This is a genomic window from Streptomyces zagrosensis, from assembly GCF_014203645.1.
In the GTDB taxonomy this organism is placed as follows: Bacteria; Actinomycetota; Actinomycetes; order Streptomycetales; family Streptomycetaceae; genus Streptomyces; species Streptomyces zagrosensis.
The window spans coordinates 1-8,000 of record NZ_JACHJL010000051.1 but is presented as its reverse complement, the minus strand read 5'-3'; the positions used below and the strand labels follow the sequence as shown (position 1 = coordinate 8,000).

Below are 8,000 nucleotides of genomic sequence, written 5' to 3'. Positions count from 1 at the left end.
GGATGCACGCCGAGGTCGACGGCCAGCTTCTTGATCTGCGGCTTCGGATCCGAGGCGCGATACATCCGCACCGCACGCTCACGCAACTCCAGCGAATATTTCCTGGGGCAACCATGGTCGATGTTCCTCTCATGAGAACCATCTGACCCTCTGTCACCATCTTCCGCATCTCGGGGGAACCTCAACCGGGGACAACGGAGCCGATGTGCTCGGCCGCCTGCCCGACGGCCGGACCATGGTGATCCAATGCAAGCGGTACGCACCCCACCGGACGATCGCCAGTCGCGAAGTGCGCGATCTACTGGGAGCAAAGGTGCATTTCGCTGCGGATGTGGCCATCTTCGTCGCCACCACACGCTTCAGCCCCCAAGCCGATGCGTTCGCGGTCAAGCACCACATCCTCACCCTGCACCGCGACTTCTTCGGTCTGTGGAACAACGGGACACCGTTGCTGTCCCTGGCTGAAGTCAACGGACGCGGACAGGGAGAAGCCCGCCACCGAGCACGCTGGAAACAGACGTACTCCAAGTAACCAACCCCACCCTCCAGATGGACGGCCTGTTCGGATCGTGACAGATGAGGGGAGCGGCACGGTGCACCCGCCCCGCCAAGGGCCAGGCGGGGCACGGCAGCAGCCAGCACCCCATCGGCTGCACCGACACCGAGTCCGGAAGCCGCCGTGCCCGCCGTCACCGCACCTACTCGCTCAGCCCTTCCTGGTCGACGAAGCCGGGATGCTTTTCATCAGCGCTCTTCGCCAGGTGCAGCGGCGCGGGCAGATTGGTGCGCCCGTCCCACATGGCGGCCTGCTCCGAGACCCGCGCGGCAAGACCTGCCAGCTGCCCCTCACGCCAACTGCCGCAGCGGGCGATGACGTATTCGGTGCGGGTCATGGCGTGAAAAAGAGCGCCCATCTGGGCCAGTTGCCCGCCGGGCAGGGTGCGGCCCGCGTACTGGGTGCCGGTGCGCTGGCCGCCTGCGTGCTGGCGGGACTGCCCCGAAAACAGCCAGGACACCGCGTCCCCGTAGTCGTAACGGTAGAGGATCTTCTCCGGCATGACCGGCTGCAGCGGGTTGGCCGGCAGCTTGCCCCCCCGCAGCCGGTACGCCGTGACAGCTGCGGCGTGCCCTGCCCGTTGCCGACCCTCACGACCGCCACATCCCACCCCTGCGCCGATCAGGCTCTGCCCGGGAACATGGCCATCGCCAAGCCGGTGGTTGCACAGCCCGGGCCAGATCCGCTCACGCTCCTCGGCGAAGACGATGATCGGAAACCGGTCACCGAGCGCGGCCAGCGCCCGGTCCACATAGGTGCGCACGTTGTCCGGGCCCCCCCATGGTCCTCCCGCAGGTGATGCCCTCTTTTGCCGATGGGACCGGCATGGTGCAGGGCCCGTGCCTGGGCCAGCGGGCACCAGCCCTGGTCGCCGTACATGAGCGTGGGCCAGTACGTGTCCGCGCCGAGCGGGATCCGCATGGCGACGAGCGTGATGGCCAGCACGGCCAGTTTGCGGGGACGGCCGGGACGTTCGTCGAAGCGGTGATAGCGGGTCCACAGACCCACCGCCACGGCCTCTCGGTCCAAAGCCGTGTCCTTCGCATTGCGGTGGAAGGCGGTGGCTGCCAGGCGGTTGTCGATGATGCCGGAGTCGGAGTGCAGACTGCCGAGCGCGATCTGCACCGCATGGTCGTCCTTGTAAGCGACGTCCGGCTCCGGCAGACCCGCCTTGAGGGCCCTGGAGCGCGTGACCTTTTCGGGCGTGTTCAGCCGGTAGGGATCGCCGGGATCGGAGTCCATGGTGATGAACTGCGAGGGGATGCCACGCTCGGCGAAGAGCCCTTTGAGCGCGTGCTTGGCATCCGTCGGCACCGGACTTGAACCAGGGCAAAGTGTTCACAATCAGGCTGCGGTCGTGGCTGCCGTGGCGGACGAGCTCGGGCAGCCGCACCGCCACGAGCTCGTACCCGGGCGCCAGGACCACCGGCTGCTCGTCGGGCAGACCGGCCAGTTCGGGCCGTGCGTAGTCGCGGGCAAGCTGCCCCATCACCCGCGTGCGCCAGTCGGCCGATTCGTACAGCACGACGGTGCACACCGTATCGAGGCGGGCGCCTGCCATGGCGTCGGCCATCTTGCCGGCCGGTACGTAGGGCGGCAGACCCCCGCCCGGCTAGCTGACCTTGATGGATGTTCCGGAGTAGACGACGGGCTCCTGGCCAAGGACGTGCCCGGCGTGTTCCTCGAGCCGGGCGTGAAACATCGCACCGGCGCCCTTGTCGATCGGGTGCTTGCCCGTGCGGTGCACCCCGCGCACCCCCCGAGTTCGTCCAGTCCCGTCAGGGGCGGCTGGGGCAGGCGGCCGACGCCGCAGGCCTCGACGATCTGTGCCGTCGCCCCGCGGTAGCGGACCTCCTTGGGCTGCATGAACCCGTCCGGACCCTTCTCCCACCGGCTTGTGATCGGGGCCTTGAGGATGATGTCCGAGTTGACGGGATGGCGCAGCAGGACGTTGCGGATGCCTTTGTAATGGGTGGCGACGCGCGAGATCCGCGCCGACAGATGCGCGAGCAGAGTCTTTCCGCCAAGGGCGGGTTCGACCTCGATGTGGATGCGTTCCATGGCGTAGCCGGCGATGCGCCGGCGTTTGCCGCTCTCCTCGTCGATCCACGTCCTTTCGTGGACCAGCGGGGCCTACCACGCCAGCAGGTCGCCCTCACTATCGAGGTGGAACCGCAGCGCGGGCAGGGTCTCGTCGAGGGGGAAAGGCTGGGCAGCCAGCACGCTCGCCAGCCGCCACCCGGCCACCCGAAACGCCCAGCGGGGACCGGCGATCCGCCCCATGGTGTCGCGGTGCAGCAGCGAACTGAGCGGCTGGGGCCCGTCGTCGGACAACTGCAGCAGGGCGGCGAGGGTGTCGCGGCCGTCATGCCCGTCCAGCCGCGTCTCCCACTCCCGCATCAGGGTGCGCACCACAGCTCCGTCCAAGGGCCCGGGCGTGACGATCACGCTCCGCCCCGCCCATCGGCCGGTCCTGGCGGGCCGGCCGGGGTTGGTGAACACCAGCCGCTCACCGGTCACGGCACGCGCCGCCGTCTGCAGGGACGCGATCGGCTGCACGGCGTCCTTGCCCCGCGGCCGGGGCAGCCGCCGCCAGGCCGGAGCGAACGCTTCGTCCTGCGGATAGACGTGCACCGTGCCCAGCAGCCGGTCATCCAGCGGGAAGGACATGGTGAACAGCCGCCTGCGGTCGTCACTCACCATTCGCCCATCTCCTGTTCCTCGTACCCGGTGGGGGAGTGCTCCGCCAGCCCCAGCAGAGCGTCGGTCATGGTGGTGCCATAGACGGCGTCGATCAGCGGCATGTGATCCTCGTCCTGCCATTTCCCGCGCAACTGCTGAAGAAGGGCGGGCAGAGTGGAGTACGCGGCGGTCTGGGTGAAGGCGGCGTCCAGCAGCCGCAGCCGCCCGTGATCCCCGCCGCGGCGCGTACGCCCGCCCAGCTGGATCAGCCGGGTCAAGATCTCCGCGACGACGGCAAGCTTGACCTCCTCACCCGAGGTCTTGAAGTAGCCCTGGCCGCTGCGGATGCCGTCGAAGATCTGGCCCGCCGCGATCCGCAACCGCTCCAACTCCGCCGCGGGATTGGGGCCCGGCCGCCGCCGACGGTAGGCGAGCGAGTTGACCAGGGACAGCAGCACCGGCGGGTCTTCCATCACCGGGACGGGCCGGTTGACCAGGCAGGCCACATGCAGCAGAGACCACCCGTCACGGTCGACGATGTTCAGGCCGCGCTCCACCCGTGCCATGGGGGCGATCAGATACCGGCACCGGCCATGGCCCACGGCGTGAGGGACCTGCTCGAGTCGGTTGCTAGGGATGGGCACCCAGCCCGGCGGCATCCGCTCCAGCGAGGCCATGTCCTGCGGCCGCACCGCCACACAGATCTCCGATCCCGCAACCTGCATCGACCATGCCGCGGGCGAGCGCGGGACCGGCGTTGTAGGCGGTCGGCGCGAGCAGCGCTACGCCCGGTGGCGGTCGCCGCATCGGCGGCCACCGCGTCGAGCTGCGCAGGAAGACCCTGACCGACGCTGCGCCCCATGGCCGTATAGGCGCGTTCCCGGCTTGCTCCCTCGGTGCCCGACACCACGGTGCCCGCCCCGTCGTCCTGGCCGGCCTGCAGCTCGACGGTGAGGCTTCCGTTGACGTCGTCCGGTACGTACCAGGTCGGCTCCGGCAGGAGGTGATGACGCGGCGCGTACGGCATGAACGCGGTTGCGGACATCCCGATCACCGCCCGGCGGGTGCCGGTATGGGCGAGCGCGGTCACCTCGCCCAGGTAGGCCAGGTGGGCGTGCGGATCCCCGACAGACTTCAGCCGCAGCGCCGTCTGGTGCCGGTCGGCCGGGTCGAACGTCTCGGAGAACGCGAACAGCGCACGCCCCAAAGGGCCGTAGGGGGCAGCACGCCACGGCACGTGCGAGGCCAGCGCGTCCACCAGGCCGTTGCCGGCGAAGATCCCCGCCCCCTGCAACGGCGCCGCGACCCCGACGATGCGGTGCAGAATGCTGCGCATCTCCTCCAGATACGCCCGCCGGGCCTCCAGCAGCGCCAGGGAGTGCAGCCGCTTCTCGTCCTTCTCACCGGTGATCGCCGAGAACGCTTCTCCGATGCGTTTCAAGGTGACATGAGTGAGCCGGTCCAGCCCGCCGGCCAGGTCCGTGACCGAGGACAGCAGTTCCCTCAGCTCCGCCAGCCCCTTGACCTCGTCGGTCAACTCCAGCGGCCCCTCCCGCTTGTAGAGCTGGTTGACCGCCCGCATTTGCTGTTCAGCGGGCCGTTCCCCGGCCTCCAGCTTGAAGATCCGGGAGGCGAACATCCCGTCCCAGCGACGCGGCACCACCATGCTGCGCCGCTCCCGGTCGGGATGGATGACCCCGCCGACGAGGTGGGACACGTAGTTCTCGGCCAGCCACACCAGGTGGTTGATCAGCGGCCGCAGATACTGCTCGAGACTCATCGGCAGCCGGTGGCAGTGCCGCCGGAACTGGCTGTCGAGATCCCGTACCGGGGTGTGCTCCGCACCATCCTGGGCCAGCAGCACCTGACGGGCCGCCTGCTCGAAGGCCTGTGCCTGCATCACGTCGGCCTCGTCGATGATCACGAGATGGCTGCGGTGCAGCAGGAGCTGCTTGGTGGTCATGCGCCGTCCCGGGGCAGGACGGCCCGTCACCGGCACGTGGATGTGCCCGGTGAGGAAGTTCGCCTGGTTCGTGACGAGGATGTCCGCCGACGCCGCGGCCCGGTGGTGGCGGAACTTTCCGCATCCGCCGCGCCACGGGCAGGCCATGGCCTTGTCTGCTTTTGGCCCGTTGGGCTTGAGCTGGTCGCACGGCTCCTGGCCCGGCGTCCAGGCATCCACCGCTTCGGAGGAGGTGGTGGCGTGCCCGGTCAGGGAGCAGCTGTAGGACATCTCCCGGTACACCCAGGTTCTGAAGGCCGCATCGTCGTGCGGGTTGCCGGCCGTCTGCTCGGCCAGCTCCTGTATGGAGGCGGGGGAGACGACCGGCGTGACCTGTGCGGAGATCTCCAGGTCGGCCAGGTCCTGCCGCAGCCGGTACACCGTGGCCAGGACCTGTGCGCTCTGCGGAACGACCAGCGAGATCACCCGGCCCCGCTTGACGCACCACACTGCGACGAGTTCACTCAGGACGTTCTTGCCCATACCGGTGGGTGCGTGGAAGACCCGTAGCGGCCCGGCCTGGACGCGCAGGAGCTCGCCCACGTCCGTGCCGTCGCTGCCGCGGGCATGCCGCCTGATGTCCGCGACCGCCTTGCGCCGGTAGTCCTGCCCGCGCAGCTCATCGAGCCGACCCGCGATCTCGTCCAGCTCGGCGAAGGGGATCACCACCTCGTCCGCAACCGGGGCGGCGCCCAGCTCCTGCACCACGCTGGGAGCAGGGGACCCTTGGTAGTCGAGGTCGTAGAAGACGTCCACCACCCGGCCGGAGGGGCTGAGCGGGTCCCGGATCCGCAGGTCGTTGACGTAGGAGCCGGGCGGCGCAGGCTTGGGCAGCAACTGCCCCTTGGCCGCGTTGCCCTCGAGCGCGTCCAGCAAGGCATCGATGAGGGCTTCCTCGTTGCCGACGGGAAGGATCAACACCTGCTCCTCCTGCTCCTCAGGCGCCCGGTTGGGGAACACCCGCGCGGCCAGCAGGATCGCCGCCCGCAGGTCAGCGGCACGCCGACGGAGTACTTGACGTTCTTCGGCGACGTCATGTGTCCATCCCCTTCACCCGCCGGGCCACAGCCGTCTTGAAACGGCTGACCGTGAACACGCTGTAGCGCTGCCCGTCAGCAGTCCGCAGTGCATCGAGCCCGGCCTGCAGCTGATTGACCTGGCTGCGCCGATAGTTGGGGACGATCACCGCCTCCCCGGCAGGTGGCCGGTCGATGATCGTCTGCGCGTCCTGGTGGTCTTTGACGTCCACCCGCCAGCGATGCCCGTCCGCCAGGTAGACGCCGATATCCCACTCGTCGAGGTTCTCCCAGCGCTCGACCCGCACCCCCTCCTGCTTCTCCAGCCACTGCATCAAGCCCACCTCACTCAGCCCGGGGCAGGTGATGTACCGCCACACCCCCCCAGTCCAGGCACAACACGCCCTCCGCCGGCTCCGCAGCCGTCGCCAACCGGCCCCGCCCACCGGTCAGTGCAGGTGGCCCACCCCGCTTGCCACTGCCCGCGACAAGACCGAACCGGCTCTGATGCGGCGGATACTCACACCGCAACTGTCCCCCCCCCGCAGCACCATCGGATACCGGCACTGCGGACACGGCCACAACCACGACGACGCCCCCACCTACACCCGGTCCGAGGGAACAGGCCGATACGCGTCCATCCGCGCCGCGCCACGCCGCGAGTACTCCTCGACCAACGCCCGCTCCGTGCCGTACGGCACCTCGGTCAGCATGGTCCGCGCCGCCACATAGCCGGCCTGCCCGCCGGAGCGGATGTGCCGAAAGGCAGCCCGCTCCGTCTGCTCGGCCGTCTGCCGAACTCATGCCGGAAGCCACGTCCCACCGAGATCGAAGTATCCGTCGTCCCTGTACAGGGCCTCCAGATAGTTCATCCCCGCCTCGAAGGCCTCCTCGGTCAGCTCACCGTTGTCCGTCAGGACAACCAAATCCCCCATCGACAAAGGCAGTTCGTCCCAGGCCAAAGGCACCCACTCCCGCAGACGCACCGGCAGCAAGTCGATCATCTCGGCATGCGTCGAAGGACCGGCTCCCACCGGCAGACTCAACAAGAGCACCCCATGCATACGCGACAACTCCCGCCACGCACGAGGCTCCTCAACCTGGTTGATCCACGCCGCACCGGCCCGCAGAGCAGCGGTAATGATCCTCCGAGCGGCAACATGTTGACTGACAGGCACAGCTCATCACCCCTCTACGCCCCACCAGTGGTATTCGGGGCCATTTCAGACGGGCCAACAACTCCGGGAACCTACACGCCCGGTCTGACAACGCCCCCGAAAACCAACAAAGATGGGCCCCACGACAGCGGGGCACCACAAGAAACCGGACATCCTGGCAGGCATGCCACCCGGGCCATTAGGCCCCGCCTCACCCTGTTCTGTTGGCCCGTCAGGGCCAAGGCCCCACAGTCCCCGGCACAGCAAGGGGGGAGGGGAACCGGATAACTGTCCAACAAACCCTTACGACATCACGGTGCTGCAGGCGCCGACACACCACCAACCCCTGCCCGGCAGGGCAGGGAACCCCAACCACCCCGAACCCCACCGTCATGCCGCCAGGCATGAAGCCCGAAACATACGACAGCGGGGCCGCCAGGCCCCGCCCTGTCTGTTCCGGTTGGCCCGTCAGGGCCAACCCAGACAACACACAGGCATGCCGCCAGGCATGCCTGTGTGTCACCTTACGGGCCGTCAGGCCCGTAGTTGGCCGCCAGGCCAACGGTAGAGCCACCAGGCTCTCCGCC

The 8,000-nt window shown here is 68.7% G+C and carries 9 protein-coding genes and 1 pseudogene; 2 read left to right on the top strand and 8 right to left on the bottom strand.

What is annotated here, in order from left to right; all coding sequences use genetic code 11:
- The first annotated feature begins 97 nt into the window (after positions 1-97).
- On the top strand, positions 98-532 hold the full coding sequence (locus FHS42_RS35885) for a restriction endonuclease (RefSeq protein WP_312867183.1): 435 nt from the start codon (positions 98-100) through the stop codon (positions 530-532).
- Between the two features lie 166 nt (positions 533-698).
- Here the strand turns inward: FHS42_RS35885 and FHS42_RS38435 are convergent, their stop codons facing one another.
- From FHS42_RS38435 to FHS42_RS38035, 7 genes are all read right to left on the bottom strand, one after another.
- Entirely contained in the window at positions 699-1,268 is a 570-nt protein-coding gene (locus tag FHS42_RS38435; protein ID WP_312867182.1) for an RNaseH domain-containing protein, read from the bottom strand.
- Positions 1,178-1,870 carry an RNaseH domain-containing protein gene (locus FHS42_RS38430; RefSeq protein ID WP_312867180.1) on the bottom strand — a complete coding sequence of 231 codons (693 nt, stop codon included), beginning with the start codon at positions 1,868-1,870 and terminating at the stop codon, positions 1,178-1,180. The genes FHS42_RS38435 and FHS42_RS38430 overlap by 91 nt, the downstream gene beginning before the upstream one ends.
- A gap of 298 nt (positions 1,871-2,168) precedes the next feature.
- Positions 2,169-2,303: a hypothetical protein gene (locus FHS42_RS38425; protein ID WP_281392947.1), complete on the bottom strand. Its 135-nt coding sequence runs from the start codon at positions 2,301-2,303 to the stop codon at positions 2,169-2,171.
- A gap of 386 nt (positions 2,304-2,689) precedes the next feature.
- A complete protein-coding gene (locus FHS42_RS38045; protein ID WP_246495888.1) occupies positions 2,690-3,259 on the bottom strand; it encodes a pPIWI_RE module domain-containing protein in 570 nt (189 codons plus the stop codon).
- Positions 3,253-3,804 carry a hypothetical protein gene (locus FHS42_RS38040; RefSeq protein WP_246495887.1) on the bottom strand — a complete coding sequence of 184 codons (552 nt, stop codon included), beginning with the start codon at positions 3,802-3,804 and terminating at the stop codon, positions 3,253-3,255. Before FHS42_RS38040 ends, FHS42_RS38045 begins: the two co-directional genes overlap by 7 nt.
- Positions 3,805-3,812: 8 nt before the next feature.
- A complete protein-coding gene (locus FHS42_RS35875; protein ID WP_246495886.1) occupies positions 3,813-6,161 on the bottom strand; it encodes a hypothetical protein in 2,349 nt (782 codons plus the stop codon).
- Between the two features lie 112 nt (positions 6,162-6,273).
- Complete coding sequence (locus FHS42_RS38035) at positions 6,274-6,600, bottom strand: restriction endonuclease-related protein (RefSeq protein ID WP_312867181.1); 327 nt, start codon at positions 6,598-6,600, stop codon at positions 6,274-6,276.
- Between the two features lie 163 nt (positions 6,601-6,763).
- Here FHS42_RS38035 and FHS42_RS38030 point away from each other — a divergent pair, with 163 nt between their 5' ends.
- Complete coding sequence (locus FHS42_RS38030; protein WP_246495890.1) at positions 6,764-6,988, top strand: hypothetical protein; 225 nt, start codon at positions 6,764-6,766, stop codon at positions 6,986-6,988.
- A 14-nt stretch (positions 6,989-7,002) separates the two neighbouring features.
- On the opposite strand, the pseudogene FHS42_RS38025 reads toward FHS42_RS38030, so the two are convergent.
- A pseudogene (locus tag FHS42_RS38025) lies at positions 7,003-7,434 on the bottom strand (pPIWI_RE_Y domain-containing protein); the annotation flags it as partial.
- Positions 7,435-8,000 lie beyond the last annotated feature (566 nt).

Excerpts from the sequence above, each read along its gene's own strand:
- FHS42_RS38045 (WP_246495888.1), bottom strand. The coding sequence starts at position 3,259 with ATGGTGAGTGACGACCGCAGGCGGCTGTTCACCATGTCCTTCCCGCTG.
- FHS42_RS38040 (WP_246495887.1), bottom strand. The coding sequence starts at position 3,804 with ATGGCACGGGTGGAGCGCGGCCTGAACATCGTCGACCGTGACGGGTGG.
- FHS42_RS38030 (WP_246495890.1), top strand. The coding sequence starts at position 6,764 with ATGCGGCGGATACTCACACCGCAACTGTCCCCCCCCCGCAGCACCATC.